We start from the raw sequence: 19250 nt of genomic DNA on the forward strand, positions 1-19250 counted from the left end.
ATACATATATATAATACGTAATCTTATACATATATATATTGTATGTATTTTTCTAATCACTTATATTTGCATTCACAAAATTATAAACAATGATCAAGATTACTTTACCCGATGGGTCAATTAGAGAGTTTGCTTCAGGCGTAACTCCAATGGAGGTCGCTAAAAACATTAGCGAAGGTTTTGCCAGAAATGTTATTTCTGCATCTTTTAATGGTACAACTATTGAGACCGAGACCCCATTAACGACCGATGGTAATCTTATTTTATATACTTGGAATGATGCCGAGGGCAAAAAAGCTTTCTGGCATTCAACTTCGCACGTAATGGCGCAAGCACTTGAAGAATTATACCCTGGAATTAAATTGACTCTAGGACCTGCAATTGCCAACGGGTTTTATTATGATGTAGATTTTGAAGATCAAAAGATCTCTGAAGCTGATTTTAAGAAGATCGAAGATCGCGTTCTTGAGATCTCAAGAGGAAAGCACGAATTTAAAATGCGTCCGGTAAGTAAAGCTGATGCATTAGAAATGTATAAAGACAACGTTTACAAGACGGAATTGATTTCGAACCTTGAAGATGGGACTATTACTTTTTGTGACCACTCTACTTTTACTGATTTATGTCGTGGCGGCCATATTCCGAATACCGGAATCATCAAAGCTATGAAAATCATGAGCGTTGCCGGCGCTTATTGGAGAGGTGATGAAAAGAACAAACAGCTGACTCGTGTTTACGGAACATCTTTCCCAAAACAAAAAGATTTAACTGAATACCTTGAACTTCTAGAAGAAGCAAAACGTCGTGATCACCGTAAATTAGGAAAAGAACTTGAATTGTTTGCTTTTTCTCAAAAGGTCGGACAAGGTTTACCTTTATGGTTACCAAAAGGAGCCGCACTTAGAGAACGCTTAGAACAATTTCTAAAAAGAGCTCAAAAGAAAGCAGGTTACGAACAAGTTGTTAGTCCGCATATTGGTCAAAAAGAGCTTTATGTAACTTCTGGCCACTATGCTAAATATGGTGCTGACAGTTTTCAGCCAATACATACTCCAGCCGAAGGCGAAGAGTTTTTATTAAAACCGATGAACTGCCCTCACCACTGTGAGATTTATAATGTAAGACCTTGGTCATACAAAGACTTACCAAAACGTTATGCAGAATTTGGTACTGTTTACAGATACGAACAATCTGGAGAATTGCATGGTTTAACTCGTGTTAGAGGTTTTACTCAGGATGACGCACATATTTTCTGTACTCCGGAACAATTGGACGAGGAATTCAAAAAAGTAATTGATTTAGTTTTATACGTATTTGGATCATTAGGCTTTGAAAACTTCACAGCTCAGATTTCATTGAGAGATCAGGAAAACAGAGAGAAATATATAGGTACAGACGAAAATTGGGAGAAAGCCGAAAACGCAATCATCAATGCAGCAGCTGACAAAGGACTAAATACTGTTGTAGAATATGGTGAAGCTGCATTTTACGGACCAAAGCTTGACTTTATGGTTAAGGATGCTTTAGGAAGACAATGGCAGTTAGGAACAATTCAGGTAGATTATAACTTACCAGAACGTTTTGACTTAACATACAAAGGTGCTGATAATGAATTACATCGCCCAGTTATGATTCACAGAGCTCCATTTGGATCTATGGAACGTTTTATAGCAATTTTACTAGAGCACACTGCAGGAAATTTCCCACTTTGGCTAATGCCGGAACAGGCTATAATCTTGTCTTTGAGCGAGAAATACGAAAATTATGCTAAAAAAGTTTTAGATTTGCTAGAAAATCACGAAATTCGCGCCCTAATTGACAACCGAAATGAAACTATCGGTAAGAAAATTAGAGATGCAGAAATGCAGAAAATCCCATTTATGCTTATTGTTGGTGAGGAAGAAGAGAAAAACGGTACTATTTCTATTCGTCGTCATGGGCAAGAAGGAAAAGGTAACATTACAGTTTCTATCGAAGAATTTGCTTCGATTGTAGACGAAGAAATAAAAAAGACATTAAAAGTATTTACAGTTTAACTTAAATTAGAAAGTCATAGCAATAAAAAGTAACAGAGGTTTTCAACCTCGAGTAGAAAAAAAAGATGCACACAGAATAAACAATCTTATTCGTGTTCCTGAAGTACGTCTTGTAGGTGAAAACATTGAACCAGGGGTTTTTAAAATAGCTGATGCGCTACGTTTAGCTGACCAATTCGAATTGGATCTAGTTGAAATTTCGCCAAATGCTGAGCCGCCGGTTTGTAAAATCATGGATTACAAGAAATTTGTTTACGAACAAAAGAAACGTGACAAGGCATTAAAAGCTAAATCTTCGCAAGTTGTAGTAAAGGAGATTCGTTTTGGTCCTCAGACAGATGAGCATGATTATGAATTTAAAAGAAAAAATGCTGAGAAGTTCCTAAAAGAAGGAGCAAAATTAAAAGCATTCGTTTTCTTTAAAGGACGTTCGATCATCTATAAAGATCAAGGGCAGATTTTATTATTACGTTTAGCTACAGATTTAGAAGAATTTGGTAAAGTAGAAGCTATGCCAGTTCTTGAAGGTAAGAGAATGATTATGTTCATTGCTCCGAAGAAAAAGAAATAATTATTTGCTGTAAGCAATAAGCCCTAAACTTTAAGCAACTGGTTCATTAAACCTTTGCTTAAAGCTTAAAGCCTAAAGCCTAAAGCTTGTAAAAAATATAAGTAAGTAAGAATAAATTAAAACACTAGGAAAAATGCCTAAAATGAAAACTAAATCTAGCGCTAAGAAACGTTTTAAAGTTACTGGTTCTGGAAAGATTAAAAGAAAGCATGCTTTTAAAAGTCACATCTTGACTAAAAAATCTAAAAAACGTAAATTAGCTTTGACACACTCAGCGCTAGTTCACAAAACAGATGAGAAAAGCATCAAACAACAATTAAGAATTATCTAATAATTCTTTAGGTTAAAAAATTATTTATATAACCTTGGAGTATGGCTTTGAAGTTCCTTTGATTCAATTCAGGACGCCTGCTACAAAAACACATTAAAATTATGCCAAGATCGGTAAATTCAGTTGCTAAAAGAGCAAGAAGAAAAAAAATAATGAAGCAAGCCAAAGGTTTCTTTGGCAGACGTAAAAACGTTTGGACAGTTGCTAAGAATGCGGTAGAGAAAGCGATGAGCTACGCTTACCGTGACAGAAAACAGAATAAAAGAAACTTCCGTTCATTATGGATTCAACGTATTAACGCTGGAGCTAGATTAGAAGGAATGTCTTATTCTCAATTCATGGGGAAAGTTAAAGCTAACGGAATCGAATTGAACCGTAAAGTTCTTGCAGATTTAGCTATGAACCACCCAGAAGCTTTCAAAGCAATACTTAATAAAGTAAAATAAACGTTTTATAAACTCAATTTAGATTACTTACTTATCATAAAGAAACCATTCGTTAATTCGAATGGTTTTTTGTTTTTCCACAAAACTGGTTTATCTTTAAAGTTCTAAAAAAAATACACAAATGTTTACGGCACTTTTTGATCATATACAGAAATTCATCAAATTAGAATCTTCAGAAATAGACACTTTGAAATCCTGCCTAAGCATAACTCCTATCAAAAGGAAAGAGCATGTATTAAAAGAAGGCCAGATGTGCAATACAATGTACTTTATCACAAAAGGATGCGCGAGACAATACATAATTAATTCAAAAGGAACAGAGCAAACTTTGCAATTTGCTATTGAAAACTGGTGGATAACAGATTACCTTAGCTACCACAATAATACTCCGTCGCACTTTTACATTCAGGCTGTTGAAAACTGTGAGGTTATTGCCCTTGAAAAAAATACATTAGAAAACTTATTAGTTCAAATTCCAAAACTTGAAAGATACTTTAGGGTTGTTTCTCAAAAATCATTTGGCGCAGCTCAAATGCGGATTAAATTCTTATTTACAATGTCGGCAGAAGAAAGATATCACCACTTTAATGATTTAAACCCTGAATTTGTACAACGAGTTCCTCAATATATGCTTGCCTCCTATTTAGATTTTTCAGCCGAATTTATGAGTAAAATCAGAGCCGGAAAAGTATAAGATGAATTTCTTGAAGTAGTTCAAGTTTTTTTAAACATACTTAATTGACCTTTGTATTAAACTTTTAAAAACATATAAAATGAAACCAAGAATCGTTATTCCGGAAGTTGCTCCACAAGCCTATCAAGCTTTAATGAATCTAGAGAAATACATTTCTACTACTTCATTAACACCAACTCATAAAGAACTAATTAAAATACGTGCTTCGCAAATTAATGGCTGCGCTTTTTGCATTAACATGCACACAGCAGATGCAAGAAAACAAGGCGAAACTGAACAGCGCATTTACTTAACAAGTGCATGGCGTGAAGCTGATGTTTTTACTGAAGAAGAAAAGGCTATCCTGGCTTTGACAGAACAAGTAACCTTAATTAGCAATCATGTTTCTGATGAAGTTTATCAAAATGCAGCAAGTTTATTTGATGAGAAATATTTAGCCGAAATCATCCTTGCCATCATCACAATTAACTCCTGGAATAGATTAGCAATTACCACAGGTTTAAGAGCCGTATAATTTTTTTAGAAAGATAAATTTTACAACATTTTTAAAACCAAGGCCCCTCTTATCAGAGGGTTTCTTTGTATATACTTGTAAATGAGCAGCTGAAAAATACAAAATTGAAAATTTTATAAAAACAGGTATTTATACTCTTTCACAGGAATTCAGTTTTTTTATTTTTGGCGCATGATTACGAAAAAAACATATTTTTCTTACCTCTTAATTGTTACTTTACTACTGCTCTATTCCTGCCAGCAGAAGTCTTCCATTAACAAAAAAGAAGCTTACAATAAGGCTAAGGTTGACAAACTAATAGCAATTGCTGATACTCTTTTTGACAACAATAAACTCGACAGTGCTTTTTACTATTATAACGAAGCAATTTTTATATGTGTACCATCAAAAGACGCCGATAACTACATAAGTACGTTAAACCGTATGGCAATCATTCAGCAGACTCATGGAGATTATGCAGGTACTGAAGCTACAATTACAAAAGCACTCCCTTATACCAAATATGTAAAAAACCAACTTCACACCTGGAACTTATATGTTACTTTAAGTACCAATTATCTAGAAACCTACGATTACAAAAATGCAATATTGTACAATCAAAAAGCGCTGCAACTAAACACAAAAAACTGGCGAAAGCTAGCAGCGAAAAATAACATTGCCGTTGCATTAATTCAAGAAAAAAAATACCGTCAGGCTCTTACTATCCTTCTTCCCATAGAAACGAAAAAAGAAGTAATGAGAGACGAAAGTTTCTATGGCTCAATATTAGCAAATATTGGCCTATGTTATTTCAGACTTAAAGAAAATGAAAATGCTTTAGGTTATTTAAACAAAGCATTAGAAATAAGAAAAAAAGTAAAAAGTCCTTATGGCTTAGGGAAAAGCTATTTTCATCTTGCTCAGTTTTACGAACAACAAAATCCTTCACTGTCTAAGGAATTTATACTTTTAAGCTATAAAGAATACGGTAAAATAAATTATGTCGACGGAAGATTATCAGCATTAAAAATGATAATTAAAAACAGTAGTAATAAAGAATTAAAAGATTACTCTGCCATTTACATAAATTTAGTTGACAGTATTGATGAAGTTAGGCAAAAAGCGAAAAATCAATTTGCCAAAATCAAATATGATTCTAAACGTGAAAAGGAAGAGAATTTAAAATTAAAAACTCATAAAGCAGAAAATGAATTAAAACTGGAAAGACAAAAAAATAGAAATATTGCGTCTTATATTATTATTGTTTTGAGTCTATGCCTTATTTTAATTCTATATTATTATCTAACTTCTAAGGCAAAAAGAGAAAAGATAGAAGCTGCATATAACAGTGAAATCAGAATTTCTAAAAAACTGCATGACGAACTAGCAAACGATATTTATCATACAATGGCTTTCGCCGAAAACAAAAACTTATCATTAGCTGAAAACAAAATACAATTATTAAATAATTTAGACGCTATTTATTCCAGAACAAGAGATATTTCAAGAGAGAATTGCACAATTGCAACCGATGAAAATTATGTTTTACTTCTTAAAGATATGATTTCCGGCTTTGGAAAATCGAACATTAATTTAATCTTAAATGGATTAGAGAGCATCGCCTGGAACGAAATTGATAAAAATAAAAAAATCACCATTTACAGAGTATTACAGGAATTACTTGTCAATATGAGAAAGTACAGTGAAGCTACACTAGTTGGAATTACTTTTAAAAATGCCGAAAAAAGCATTTTAATCAATTACACAGATAATGGTAAAGGCATAGAAACCGATAAAATTATATTTAAAAACGGTTTGTATAATGTAGAAAGCCGAATTCTTAAAACAAAAGGACAAATTGATATTACTTCCAGTTTAAATGAAGGATTTAAAGCTTTTATTAAAATTCCAGTTTAATTAAGAAACCACAATATGTGTTTTTCAAAAATCTTAGATGAAAACTACTAATTTTATTCCATTTTTATTCTCACTATTTTTTTTACTCATTCTTCCAGCTTCATGCGAAAAGAAGGAGCAGATTAAACATATAATACCTGATCACACGGCTCAGATAAAGAGATTAACAATTGTTGGAGACGATTATTTCGCTCAAGCTGATTATAACAATGCCTTTAAAGCTTATACGAAGGTAATCGAACTGTCAGACCCAATAAAAAACAGAATTGATTATGTCGATGCCTTAATTTCAATTGGATACATTTATCAGTACCAAGGCAACTATATTCAAAGTGAAGCCACTGCAATAAAAATTTTGCCACATCTAAAGTACATGACAAAACCACGGTATGCCTGGAATGCATATTGTATTCTTGGCTTTAATTACTTTAAAAACAATGATACCGAAAATGCTTTGCTGTACTTTAGGAAAGCATTACATCTCAATACTTTGCCCTGGAGAAAATGGAATATCTTAAACAATATTGGTATTGTTTATATAAAACAAAAACAATATAAAAAAGCGGCCTACATATTCGAAAAGTTAACAACACAAGGATATTATGCCGATAAATATAAAACGAGCAACACGGACCGATTTGATGTAATAGATTACGCTACAATGGTAAATAATTTAGGGATTTGTTATTATCACCTCAAAAATCCAAAAGCAATTGATCTTTACAATAAAGCCCTAAAAATTAGAATTAAAATAAAAGATCGTGAAGACATGTCGGGCAGCTATGCCTCTTTGTCTGAATATTATCTCAAAAGTAATCCGCAGTTAGCTCAAAAATATGCTAAACTCGGATACAAAAAAGCTTCTGAACTTAATTTATATGCTGATCAAAAGTATTGTTTAGGTTTCTTAGTAAAAAGCAGCAAAGGAAATGATCTAAAAAAGTATACTAATCTATATATTAATTTTACAGACAGCGTAAATACAGCCAGACTAAAACAAAAAAATCAATTTTCTAATATAAAGTACCACTCAAAATTAGATAAAAATGAGAATTTAGAACTTAAAACATTAGAAGCTGAAAATAAATTGCAATTAGAAAGACAAAAAAACAGAAGCACTATTAGTATTGTAATCATTTTTATTATTAGTCTTATAACTCTTTTCTTAAGCTTTCATATAACATATAAGGGTAATAAGGCAAAAAAAGCCGCTGTTTTTGAAAATGAAATAAGAATTTTGAACAAACTTCACAACGAACTTACCCGAGAAGTGCTCAATACATTTGTCTTTGCTCAAAATAAAGACTTAGAAAATATTGAGAATAAAAATCAGCTGTTAACCAACTTAGATAAAATATACTCGCAGACACGGAACATTTCGAGAGAAAACAGCATCATTATAACTAATGAAAAATATGGCACCGGCTTAAAAGAAATGATGGCTGGTTTTAAAACCCCCAACCTAAATTTATTGATAAACGGTTTAGATAATATAAACTGGAATAAGATCAATAAAATTAAAAAAATAATTCTTTACAGGATATTACAAGAGCTGCTACAGTATATGAAAAGCGACATCGATGTGACTTTAGCCATAATTTCCTTTAAAATAATTGGAAACAATATCTCGGTCACATACAGTAATAACAGGCCTAAAGCTCCAAATCAAAGAATAATTTTGAAAAATGATATGCAAAATGTGGAAAACCGTATTAAAACTATAAATGGAACTATTAATTTTGACAATTATACAGAAAATGGTTTCAAAATAATTATAACATTCCCCCTATAAAATAATTTATATGTTTCAAAAAGTTTTAGTTGCAGAAGATTTAGATAGTATAAGCATTGCGGTTGTTCAAGTTCTTGAGGACTTAAAAATCCCCGTAATTCATCATGTAAAATATTGCGACGAAGGATTATTAAAAGTAAAAAAGGCCTTAAATGATAAAGAGCCATACGATTTGCTTATTACTGATTTGTCATTTAAAACAGATCATAGAAAGACAAATCTTGAAAGCGGCGATGAACTAATAGAAGCGGTCAATAAAGTACAGCCTCAACTTAAAAAAATTGTATTTTCAATAGAGGACAAATCATATCGTATTAAAACCCTGTTTGAAGATTTAGGTGTAAACGCATACGTATCTAAAGGAAGAAATAGCATTCAGGAACTAAGAACAGCACTTGAAAAAACTTTTAGAAATGAAGAACGAATTCTTTCTTCTGATCTAAACTTTAACTTTAATGACAAATCATTAATCGAAATTGAATCTTACGACATATCTATTCTATCGCTATTGGCAAAAGGATATATATTAGAAAATATTTCAAACGAATTTAAAGCAAATTCAATAACTCCAAATGGAACGAGTAGTATAGAAAAACGAATCAACAAATTAAAAATTTATTTTAAAGCTAATAATAATGTTCACTTAATTGCCATTGCAAAGGATTTTGGCTTAGTGTAAGGTTGTTTTAACACCCTTTTACGGATTCCCGTAAGGAAATAACTTTATATAGATTTAAGTTTGTATAAACTATTAACCAAATGAAACCTAAATATAAGTTTGATCTTTTTGCGAAGATCAACACAACCAACAATAAAATCATCATGAAAACAATGGTTCTTTGCCTTTTTCTTTCTATAAGTTTTGCTTTTATTTCTGAAAGAACTGGCTGGCTTGAGATTGACTGGAAAATGATTTGTATTCCGGCGTTATTAGTTTTACAAATTATAATAATTGGAACAGCATTAAAAAACAGATACAAGAAGCATTAATTTTTTTAAGTAAGCACGGAAATAGAAATCAATGCTTATATTTGGATTTTTGAAAATTAATGAAAAATATTACATTTTACCTTCTACTTTTTTTTATTTCCGTACAAGCCTTTTCACAAACCAAGTTCATTTCCTGGAATTTAGAAAACTTTGGAAAATCAAAATCTCAGACTAATTTAGCCTTTATCGCCAAAACAATACAAGACTATGATATTGTGGCAATACAAGAAGTTGTTGCTGGTTATGGAGGCGCGCAAGCTGTTGCTAAACTTACCTCTATATTAAACGAAAAAGGAAGCAAGTGGGATTACACCATAAGTGATCCTACCAGCGGAAACAGTTATAAAAGAGAGCGTTATGCTTTTCTTTGGAAAACAAGCAAGGCAAAATTAAAAAGTGATCCCTGGCTTGAAAAAAAATACCATCTTGAAATAGACAGGGAACCTTACTTCGCTACATTCGAAATAAAAAAAAGAAATATTACTATTGTTAATTTTCATGCTATAACAAAAAGTAAACAACCAGAAACCGAAATTAAATATTTCAAATTTCTTCCACAGGAATATCCTAATTTGAATTTAGTTTTTGCCGGTGATTTTAATTGCCCCGAATCGCACACTGTTTTTAATCCATTAAAAAAAATGGGCTATGTTTCGCTTTTACAAAAACAAAAAACAACATTAAAACATAAATGTAAGGCCGGAATCTGTTTGGCATCGGAATTTGATAATATTTTTTATAAATCAAATGCCGTAAAGCATATCAATTCCGGAACTGTTTTATTTTACAACAGTTACGATTCACTTGAAGAAGCTAGAAAAATATCAGACCATATTCCTATTTGGTTTGAATTTTCGTTGAATTAACTATGTTTTAAGTTTCTTCTTTTTGGCTGCTGGAAATAAAACGTTGTTTAAAATCAAACGGTAACCCGGAGAATTTGGGTGCAAATCCAAAACCGTTGGCGGATCTCCTACCTGATGCTGAAAATCTTCTGGATCGTGGCCTCCAAAAAAAGTAAACATTCCTTTTCCTTTTTCGCCGTGAATATATCTTGCTTCGCCATTAATTTCGCACGTTCCCATAACCAGAACATTAGATTTTACCAAAGTTTCATTAAAAGAAGTTGTCTGTCCCATGAATCCTTTTACCAATTGTGTATGATTTTGACATAACATACTTGGAATGGGATCCCATTTTGCAGAAAATTCCATTAAAGTGAAATAGTCTTTTTCCATTGGAACCCTTCTCTTTCCTGTCATATCAATATCAGAAAACTCATAAACCTCTGGTCTGCGTTCCAAAATGAAGTCTTTAAAAGCAAAAGAATTTCCATAATTTAGTTTTGCCTGATAATTAGATTCGCTCGGATCACCATCAAACATAGTTTCACAAATATCAACTCCATCTGCAGCCAGTGCAATATCAAAACTATCCGTAGCAGAACACATGGCAAACATAAAACCGCCTCCAATAACAAAGTCTCTTATTTTTTTTGCAACAGCACCTTTTTCCTGAGAAACTTTAGAATAACCAAGTTTAGCGGCCAAAGCTTCAGAATCTTTTTTTTGCTCAATATACCAAGGTGTATTTTTATAAGCTGCATAAAATTTTCCGTACTGTCCGGTAAAATCTTCGTGATGCAGGTGAAGCCAATCATAAAGCAATAATTGATCACTTAAAACTTCTTCGTCATAAATTGGAGTAAATGGAATTTCGGCATAAGTTAAAACTAAAGTCACCGCATCATCCCAAGGCTGTTTTCCTTTTGGAGTATAAACCGCAATTTTAGGTGCTTTTTCAAGAATTACAGATTCCATATTTTGCGATGGACTGGAAATATCATTTAAAATTGAAGCTTCTTCACTATCCGAAAGCACTTCAAAACTAACCCCGCGAATTTTACATTCTTTTCGAATTTCTTCTGCATCCGGCAATAAAAACGAACCACCGCGATAATTTAAAAGCCAGCTTGCTTTATAATCTCTGCTTAAGCACCAATATGTTATACCATACGCTTTTAGATGATTTTGCTGCGTGGTTTCGTCCATAGGAAGTAAGATAAACGAAGCCTTCATTTGGAACGAAAACATCAATATAAAAATATAAACTAAACTTTTTTTCATTAGAAAATTATTTTAGTAAAGATAATGAGGAACGTCTTAAAAACATAACGCATCATAAGGTTTTGCTGTTAAACTCAACGTTAAAGTTCTACGTCGATAAAATTAACCATAACGTTTGCAAAAACAGGTAAAAACACCTATTTCTTAAAAACTTTTTCTGCCTACATTTGGAATCCTGAATCATCAAACTAATCGATGTAAAAAGAAACCACCATGAAGTTTAATGAGAGTAATAACCAGCCAAGAGGAATGAATATCATGCAAAAAATTGGCCTTTGTGTACTTGTAGTAACGATAATTGCTTACTATGTTTTATCCATTCAGTTTCTGACCAGTTAAAATTATAGTGTTAAAACGGCAATTTCATTTTGAATCGCATATACTACTAAACCCGCAATATTTCTAGATTCTGTTTTTAGCAGCAAGTTATTGCGATGGCCTTCAACAGTTCGGGGACTTAAAAAAAGATGCTCGGCTATTTCAGAAGTTGTTTTTTGCAGACAAATTAACTGAAGTATCTCAATTTCTCTGGGCGAAAGAAAACTTGTTTCTAAATTTCCTTTAGAATTTTTTGAAGAAACGATCGTTTCCTGAATAATTTTTAAAACACTTTCGTTGTAATAAAAACCTTTTTTATTCACTTCGTTAATCGTTTTAATTAAATCTTTTGGAGTTGTATTTTTAATTAAATAAGCGACTGCACCTACTTGAATCATATTGGCTATAAAAGATTTTGAATCATAGCTGGTAAGCGCAATAATTTTTATTTCGGGAAAAGATTTTCGAATAATTTTTGTTGCTTCAACTCCATTTAAAACCGGCATTTTCAAATCCATGATAATAATATCCGGCTTAACTTCATTTTCAAGCAGTTTATTTACTAACTCTTCGCCGTTTGATGCTTCGAAAATAATCTCAATATTATCTTCTCTCTGCAATAAAAAAGCTATCCCTTTTCGAAATAAAACTTCGTCGTCGACTAAAGCAATTTTAATAATGGTATTCATTTCATTTATTTTTGGTCGTTTGGTATGCCGAAAATACAAAATTATGAATCACAAAAAGTTAAAAAACCTTATATTATTGGCATTTGCATCAATTTATTTCTGCTTTTTAACTTAAAAAGTAAAAATTACTTCTACTCCCTTATTTATTTCTGATTCAAAACTGATTGTTCCGTTTAAGAAAGAAATACGGCTATTGATATTTTTCATTCCTAATCCTCTGTAATTTTCAAAATCTTCACTGTCAAAGCCTACTCCATTATCTTTATACTCACAGATATTTATTCCTTTTTCATTTTTAAACGTTATCCAGATTTTGTCTGATTTGCCATGTCGCAGCGAGTTATTCATTAATTCTTGCAGCACCCTAAAAACGTGTAAATGACGATCGATCTCATTTTCCTTAAAGCTGATCTCATTTTTATAATATGTTTTAACAGATTTGCTGCTCTCAAATTCTTCACACAACTCTTCTATACCTGCATGAAGTCCAAATTTTTCAAAAACCGGAGGCAATAAATTATGTGCAATTTTTCTTGAATTCTCTAACGCTTTGGCAGTTAGATTAATAATGTTACCTGTAATTTCTGCTGTTTCTTCTACAGTTAAATTTGGCGACGAAAGCAAGTGAGTATTCAGCGAAACAATATTAAGCTTAGAACTTATGTCATCGTGTAAATCTTGTGCAATACGTTTGCGCTCTTCTTCCTGCATATGAACAACCGCATGCAATTGTTCTTTTTGATACTGCAGTATTAAATCCTTTTTTTCAAGTTCCTTCTGAATGATCTTTTTTCTGGAGAAATAGAAAAATATTACCAGTATAACAGAAACTATTATAAAGAAAAGGGAGATGTATAAAATTATTGTGACTAGTTCTTTTTCAGGAATCGAATGACTGTTCATATCAAAGTATTACAAAATAGTTTATTTGGTTAGGGCGTTTTTTGAAGAAAAACTTTTTATCCAATCGAATAAAATAAAAAATTGAAAACAAAGAACTAAAAAACTATTTAATATCCAGGTTAAAAGTTTAAGATCATCACTAAGTTCTACAGAAAGATTTCCAATTAAATACAATACAGTACTTGCCAGCAAATAAAATACGACACCAATGCTGATGTAATAATAACTCTTAGTTTCTGTAAGCATATTATAAAAATGAAATAATGCAAAAACTACAATAAGCAGATTCGTCAAAGTAATTTCAAATAAATTAAACTTAATAAACTCATTTGGATTCATGCTAAATTGTATCGCCAAAACAAGCAGTGCTATGGCTAAACTAATTTTTATAAATATTTTTTGGCTTTTTACTAAGGTCAATGAGTTATAAAACATACCCAGTAAAATCATTTGTCCTATAAAGAATATATTAACCACAACTAAATTAGTTTTTCCAAACTGGTACAACAACTCCATTGAAAATTGCATTGCCGCGGAAAATATTATATAAGAGACAAAAAAAACATTAGCTTTTCCCTTTCGGAAAAAGCTATATGAATAAACTATTAAGTTTATAAATAAAACGAAATAGGTCAAGTACATTAAAAAATCAATCATTTTTAAATACTTAATTTAAAATTAAAATGGCGGGCTAGGACGTATACCATCGTAAACAACATCTCCTCCTTCTACATTATCTGCAGATTTAGCAAAAACAGATCCTTCTTGTCCGTAAACATCTACATATTTACCCGTTTTTTCATCTAGTTTTGCTCCAACAAAAAGTAAAGTTCGTAGTTTTTCGTCATTGATCCCAAGATATGCACGAACCACCTCGGTTTCAAGTTCCAATACTTTTTCTAAAGTTTTTCTTGGAATTAAATAAGATGTTACTTTGGTTTTAGGATCTTCAGGAGTGTTATCTTCCTGAAATCTTTCTTTCCACTCTTTGGCTATACCCAACGGAATTTGAACTGCTTCTGGAAAGTCTTTTTCGCTCATAGTTTTTTAAGAATTTAAAATTAGTTAATTTGTTTATGGTCTCGCTAAACTACCGAAATTATTCTGAATAAGGAATACTATAGTGTGAAATAATGCGTATAAATACGCAAGTATTAAACAAAAAAAAGTCTTTGCGAGAACATACTTACAAAGACTTTTTATTAAGATTTTTATATAATTTAAAACGGAACATCGCTGTCGTCGTCATCGTCATTTAAATTACTTCCAAAAGCTTCATTTGCAGATGGAAGATTTTTAGTTATAAACGGATTGTCGTCATGATTCATTTTTGAAGGTAAGTCATCATATCCGCCGCTAAAATCTTCAAGGTTATCAAATTTACCCAAATGTCCTAAGAATTTTAAACGAATATTTTCAAGTCCACCGTTACGGTGTTTAGCTATAATAAACTCAGCCTGACCTGCAGTTGACGATTGCTCATCATCATCCCACTCTTCAATTTTATAATATTCAGGACGATAAATAAACGATACAATATCAGCATCCTGCTCAATCGCTCCAGATTCACGAAGATCCGAAAGCAACGGTCTTTTACTTGATCCACGCGTTTCAACGGCACGAGACAACTGCGAAAGTGCAATAACCGGCACGTTTAACTCTTTTGCTAATGCTTTTAAGTTTCGGGAAATGGTAGAAATCTCCTGCTCACGATTTCCTCCTCCTTTACCGTTACCACCAGCTGTCATTAACTGCAAAGAGTCAATTATAATTAATTTAATTCCGTGCTGCGAGGCCAAACGACGACATTTAGCACGTAAATCAAAAATAGAAAGTGAAGGTGTGTCATCAATAAACAAAGGTGCTTTTTCTAAGTCTTTTACTTTAGTACTCAGCTGCTCCCATTCGTGTTTTTCCAGCTTTCCAGTTCTTAATTTTTCTGAAGACAATCCTGTTTCAGATGAAATAAGCCTGGTAATTAACTGTACAGAAGCCATCTCCAGAGAGAAAACGGCCACTGCATGCCCAAACTGAATAGCAACGTTTCGCGCCATAGAAAGTACGAAAGCTGTTTTACCCATACCAGGACGAGCTGCAATAATAATTAAATCCGAAGGCTGCCATCCGGAAGTTAACTGATCTAACTTCTCAAAACCAGTCGCAATACCACTCAAACCTTCTTTACCCGCAATTTCCTCAATACGTTTCTTTGCTTGTAAAACTAAACTTTGAGCTGTTTCAGAACTACGCTTGATATTTCCCTGCGTTACTTCATACAATTTAGATTCTGCTTTATCTAATAAATCAAATACATCGGTAGTTTCATCATAAGATTCTTCGATAATTTCCGAAGAAATTCGAATCAAACTTCTTTGAATAAATTTTTGAAGAATAATACGTGAGTGAAATTCGATGTGCGCAGAAGAAGCAATCTTTTGCGTAAGCTGAATTAAATAAAAATCTCCTCCCGCTAATTCTAACTTTCCATTTTTCTTTAACTGAGTCGAAACGGTCAGCAAATCGATTGGCTGTGTTTCTGTAAAAAGCTGCAAAATCGCTTCAAAAATGTGTTTATGCGCATCTTTGTAAAAAGCATCGGGCTGTAAAATATCAATTACATCATCTACCCCTTTTTTATCAATCATCATTGCACCAAGCACCGCTTCCTCCAAATCAAGAACTTGTGGAGGGAGTTTTCCTTTTTCGAGATTAATAATAGTGGTTTTATCTACCTTTACAGGGTTTACATTCTTGAAATTTTCCATATAGCGAAAGTAACAAAATTTAAAAAAAAATTGTTATCGAGTTATAACTATTAAATGTTTATAAATATTTTTCTTTTGTTGATAACCAAAAAAAAATCCGAAACCGCAGGGCTTCGGATTTTTAATCATATTATATGAATTTACTCTTTATACTCGCCCATATTGCTGTATTTGTCCATTCTTTGGGCAATTAGCTCGGCTGTTGATAAGTCTTTCAATTCGTTGTATCCTTTTGTAATGTATTCGGCTACTGTTTTAAAAGTAGTTTCGCGGTCATAGTGCGCTCCGCCAAGTGGTTCCGGAATAACATCATCAACTAACTTTTGTTTTTTCATGTCAGACGAAGTCAATTTTAAAGCTTCGGCAGCACGTTCTTTGTACTCCCAGCTTTTCCATAAAATAGACGAACATGACTCTGGAGAAATTACAGAATACCAAGTATTCTCTAACATATAAACTCGATCTCCAACACCTATTCCTAATGCTCCTCCAGAAGCACCTTCACCCACAATGATAGTGATAATTGGCACTTGTAAACGAACCATTTCAAAAATGTTTCTGGCAATAGCTTCTCCTTGTCCTCTTTCTTCAGCTTCAAGACCAGGATATGCACCCGGAGTATCTACTAAAGTTAAAACCGGAATTCCAAATTTCTCTGCCATTTTCATTAAACGCAAAGCTTTACGGTATCCTTCTGGATTTGCCATACCAAAATTACGGTATTGACGTGTTTTTGTATTAAAACCTTTTTGCTGACCAACGATCATAAACGACTGTCCGTTTATTTTTCCAAGACCGCCAACCATCGCTTTATCATCTTTAAAACCTCTGTCTCCATGAAGTTCCAAAAATGTATCACCGCAAATTGCTCTGATATAGTCTAATGTATATGGTCGATTTGGATGCCTTGACAGTTGTACACGCTGCCAGGCCGTAAGGTTTTTATATATTTCTTTCTTAGTTTGTTCTAATTTCTTGTTGATTTCTTTACAAGTAGGCGTAACATCAACGTCAGATTCTTTTCCAATTATAACACACTTTTCTAACTGTTCTTCAAGTTCTTTTATTGGAAGCTCAAAATCTAAATATTCCATGGATTTTTGAATTTTGTTTTTAAATCGAACCGCAAATATAAAAATATTATACTATTCGTGTGATTAATTCGTGTTTAAAATGCAAAAATGTAATTTAAAAATAAGGTAAATATTACACTTTTTCTTTATTCTTATAATGTTTAAAAACACCATTTAAAATAACAGTAATAACAATTATGATGGCGCCAATGTAAAATTCTGTGCTCATTTTTTCTTTTCCTCCAAGAATAAAATAAGCCAAAAGAATTCCGTAAACCGGCTCTAAATTAGTCGTTAACATTACCGTATATGGTGTTAATCGCTGCATAACTTTTACAGATGCGGTAAAGGCATAAGCTGTACAAACAGAAGCCAAAACCAGTAGTAAAATCCAGTTATTTAGTGACATCACAAAAAAGTCAGCATTAAATTTTCCTATAACTAAAAAATAAATCGAGATAAAGAAAACTCCTGCTCCAAATTCGTAAAACGTAATAACGGATGGCTCATGATCTGATATTAATTTCCCATTCATCAAAGTAAACAAAACCCCCAGAATTATAGAAATCAAAGCATAATAAACCCCTGTAAGGTACTTTATTTCAACTTGCAATATCAGCCCTAAACCGGCAATAATAATCAACCCAAAGAAAACCTCATACCAAAGTACTTTTCTTCCGTAAAAAAGCGGTTCTAATAACGAAGCAAAAAAGGCTCCAAGCGAAAAAATGGACAGCGTTATCGAAACGTTGGACACATGAATCGCTTTAAAGAAGAAAATCCAATGCAGTGCAATTAATAATCCAACAAAAATTAATTTTGCAAAAGACTGCGCCGATATTTTAAAAGACTGCTTTTTATAGACAATAAACCCGCCAAGAAAAAGTCCGGCAATTAACATTCTGTACCACACTAAATTTTCGGCATCGATTGTAATAAGAGCACCAAGAATAGCCGTAAAACCCCAGATAAAAACTATTAAATGAAGATTTAGGTAACTTTTTAAATTATCGTTTCGCATTACGTAATAAGTAAACTGCCAGAGCTCCAAAAACCATATTTGGGAACCAGACAGCTAATAAGGGTGAAAAAGAAGATTTTTCGGCAAGAGTACCAAAAATTTTATCAAAAAATACAAATGAAAACGCAATCGCGATTCCAATTGCCAGGTTCATTCCCATACCGCCGCGACGCTTCATTGAAGAAACCGAAACCGCAATAATAGTAAGGATAAAAGCAGAAACCGGAACACTGTATTTTTTATAAAGCACCACTAAATAAGTATTGATGTTTCCTGAACCTCTTTTTCTTTCTTTTTCGATAAAATCGTATAATTTGCCTAAAGTCAGTGTTTCGGCTATGTAAACAACCGGAGTTAAATCAGCAAGTTCAAATTTAAAACTCACATTTTTTTCCGGAACTTTCTCTATAACATCATTTAAATCTCCCAGCGTTCTTTTTGTATAATCGTACAAAATGTAAATTTTCTTTTTAGGATCCCATTTTATACGGCTCGCTGTAATTTTGTAAGTCAATTTTTCTTTCTCAAAATGTTCCAGCGTAAAATTAAATGCGGTTTTAGATTCTTCATTAAAACTATTTACAAAGATAAAATCGTGGTCATTAATTTGTCTGTAAACATTAGTATTTTCGCCCCGCATGAGCTCCTTTCCGTTCCCTTTTAAATAGGTATACCTAAAATTATTATAGCCTTCACTCGCTGCAGGCACAATAAAAAATCCCATTAACAAAACAAAGATCGAAACAATTGTAGCCCCAACAATATAAGGACGAAGAAAACGGGTAAATGAAATTCCGGAACTTAAAATCGCAATAATCTCGGTATTATTTGCCAGTTTTGAAGTAAACCAAATAACCGACAGAAACAGAAATATCGGAAATAAAGAGTTGATAAAATAAATAGTAAAGTTGTAATAATAGAACGCAATATCCATAAACGGAATCTTGTTTTCGAGCATCTTATTTACTTTTTCAGAAACGTCAATTACGATTCCGATTGGAGCAAACAAAAGCAGCATCACAGAAAAAGTTCCGAGATATCTTTTTAAGATGTATTTATCTATTATTGACAGCATAAAGTTTAAT

At 32.5% G+C, this 19250-nt stretch carries 21 protein-coding genes; 12 read left to right on the forward strand and 9 right to left on the reverse strand.

Translation table 11 applies throughout. The features are described from left to right. Window positions 1-89 precede the first annotated feature (89 nt). From thrS to BKM63_RS01540, 11 genes are all read left to right on the forward strand, one after another. Window positions 90-2036, forward strand: coding sequence for a threonine--tRNA ligase (thrS, locus tag BKM63_RS01490; RefSeq protein WP_071634906.1), 1947 nt, complete (start codon window positions 90-92; stop codon window positions 2034-2036). 16 nt (window positions 2037-2052) lie between these two features. Beyond that, the gene (infC, locus tag BKM63_RS01495) at window positions 2053-2607 is read left to right on the forward strand and encodes a translation initiation factor IF-3 (protein WP_425554263.1); all 555 of its coding nucleotides are present in this window, start codon (window positions 2053-2055) and stop codon (window positions 2605-2607) included. A gap of 133 nt (window positions 2608-2740) precedes the next feature. Next, window positions 2741-2938: a 50S ribosomal protein L35 gene (rpmI, locus tag BKM63_RS01500; protein ID WP_011921545.1), complete on the forward strand. Its 198-nt coding sequence runs from the start codon at window positions 2741-2743 to the stop codon at window positions 2936-2938. 101 nt (window positions 2939-3039) lie between these two features. Further along, window positions 3040-3384, forward strand: a complete 345-nt coding sequence (rplT, locus tag BKM63_RS01505) for a 50S ribosomal protein L20 (protein ID WP_008464948.1) — start codon at window positions 3040-3042, stop codon at window positions 3382-3384. 121 nt (window positions 3385-3505) lie between these two features. Next, complete coding sequence (locus tag BKM63_RS01510) at window positions 3506-4078, forward strand: Crp/Fnr family transcriptional regulator (RefSeq protein WP_071634908.1); 573 nt, start codon at window positions 3506-3508, stop codon at window positions 4076-4078. 79 nt (window positions 4079-4157) lie between these two features. Further along, the gene (locus tag BKM63_RS01515) at window positions 4158-4592 is read left to right on the forward strand and encodes a carboxymuconolactone decarboxylase family protein (RefSeq protein ID WP_071634909.1); all 435 of its coding nucleotides are present in this window, start codon (window positions 4158-4160) and stop codon (window positions 4590-4592) included. 171 nt (window positions 4593-4763) lie between these two features. Further along, entirely contained in the window at window positions 4764-6488 is a 1725-nt protein-coding gene (locus BKM63_RS01520) for a tetratricopeptide repeat-containing sensor histidine kinase (protein ID WP_071634910.1), read from the forward strand. 37 nt (window positions 6489-6525) lie between these two features. Continuing rightward, window positions 6526-8280, forward strand: coding sequence for a tetratricopeptide repeat protein (locus tag BKM63_RS01525; RefSeq protein ID WP_071634911.1), 1755 nt, complete (start codon window positions 6526-6528; stop codon window positions 8278-8280). Between the two features lie 10 nt (window positions 8281-8290). After that, window positions 8291-8959: a response regulator gene (locus BKM63_RS01530; protein ID WP_071634912.1), complete on the forward strand. Its 669-nt coding sequence runs from the start codon at window positions 8291-8293 to the stop codon at window positions 8957-8959. A gap of 80 nt (window positions 8960-9039) precedes the next feature. Further along, a complete protein-coding gene (locus tag BKM63_RS01535; RefSeq protein WP_071634913.1) occupies window positions 9040-9270 on the forward strand; it encodes a hypothetical protein in 231 nt (76 codons plus the stop codon). A 59-nt stretch (window positions 9271-9329) separates the two neighbouring features. Beyond that, window positions 9330-10136 carry an endonuclease/exonuclease/phosphatase family protein gene (locus tag BKM63_RS01540; protein ID WP_071634914.1) on the forward strand — a complete coding sequence of 269 codons (807 nt, stop codon included), beginning with the start codon at window positions 9330-9332 and terminating at the stop codon, window positions 10134-10136. Here the strand turns inward: BKM63_RS01540 and BKM63_RS01545 are convergent, their stop codons facing one another. Further along, window positions 10137-11396, reverse strand: coding sequence for an asparagine synthetase B (locus BKM63_RS01545; protein WP_071634915.1), 1260 nt, complete (start codon window positions 11394-11396; stop codon window positions 10137-10139). Between the two features lie 213 nt (window positions 11397-11609). Here BKM63_RS01545 and BKM63_RS24020 point away from each other — a divergent pair, with 213 nt between their 5' ends. Beyond that, complete coding sequence (locus BKM63_RS24020) at window positions 11610-11735, forward strand: hypothetical protein (protein ID WP_278248006.1); 126 nt, start codon at window positions 11610-11612, stop codon at window positions 11733-11735. Between the two features lie 2 nt (window positions 11736-11737). On the opposite strand, the gene BKM63_RS01550 is transcribed toward BKM63_RS24020, so the two are convergent. The 8 genes from BKM63_RS01550 to BKM63_RS01585 form a co-directional block, all read right to left on the reverse strand. Continuing rightward, window positions 11738-12403: a response regulator transcription factor gene (locus tag BKM63_RS01550; RefSeq protein ID WP_071634916.1), complete on the reverse strand. Its 666-nt coding sequence runs from the start codon at window positions 12401-12403 to the stop codon at window positions 11738-11740. A 111-nt stretch (window positions 12404-12514) separates the two neighbouring features. Then, entirely contained in the window at window positions 12515-13306 is a 792-nt protein-coding gene (locus tag BKM63_RS01555; protein WP_071634917.1) for a sensor histidine kinase, read from the reverse strand. A gap of 21 nt (window positions 13307-13327) precedes the next feature. Next, a complete protein-coding gene (locus BKM63_RS01560) occupies window positions 13328-13963 on the reverse strand; it encodes a hypothetical protein (RefSeq protein WP_071634918.1) in 636 nt (211 codons plus the stop codon). Window positions 13964-13984: 21 nt separating this feature from the next. Next, window positions 13985-14347: a hypothetical protein gene (locus BKM63_RS01565; protein ID WP_071634919.1), complete on the reverse strand. Its 363-nt coding sequence runs from the start codon at window positions 14345-14347 to the stop codon at window positions 13985-13987. 179 nt (window positions 14348-14526) lie between these two features. Then, window positions 14527-16071, reverse strand: coding sequence for a replicative DNA helicase (gene dnaB / locus BKM63_RS01570; RefSeq protein WP_071634920.1), 1545 nt, complete (start codon window positions 16069-16071; stop codon window positions 14527-14529). A gap of 140 nt (window positions 16072-16211) precedes the next feature. Then, entirely contained in the window at window positions 16212-17165 is a 954-nt protein-coding gene (locus BKM63_RS01575) for an acetyl-CoA carboxylase carboxyltransferase subunit alpha (RefSeq protein ID WP_071634921.1), read from the reverse strand. Window positions 17166-17277: 112 nt separating this feature from the next. Next, window positions 17278-18165: a DMT family transporter gene (locus BKM63_RS01580; protein WP_071634922.1), complete on the reverse strand. Its 888-nt coding sequence runs from the start codon at window positions 18163-18165 to the stop codon at window positions 17278-17280. Then, a complete protein-coding gene (locus BKM63_RS01585; RefSeq protein WP_071634923.1) occupies window positions 18152-19240 on the reverse strand; it encodes an LptF/LptG family permease in 1089 nt (362 codons plus the stop codon). Before BKM63_RS01585 ends, BKM63_RS01580 begins: the two co-directional genes overlap by 14 nt. Between the last annotated feature and the right edge of the window lie 10 nt (window positions 19241-19250).

Source organism: Flavobacterium johnsoniae (genome assembly GCF_001879205.1).
GTDB lineage: Bacteria > Bacteroidota > Bacteroidia > Flavobacteriales > Flavobacteriaceae > Flavobacterium > Flavobacterium johnsoniae_A.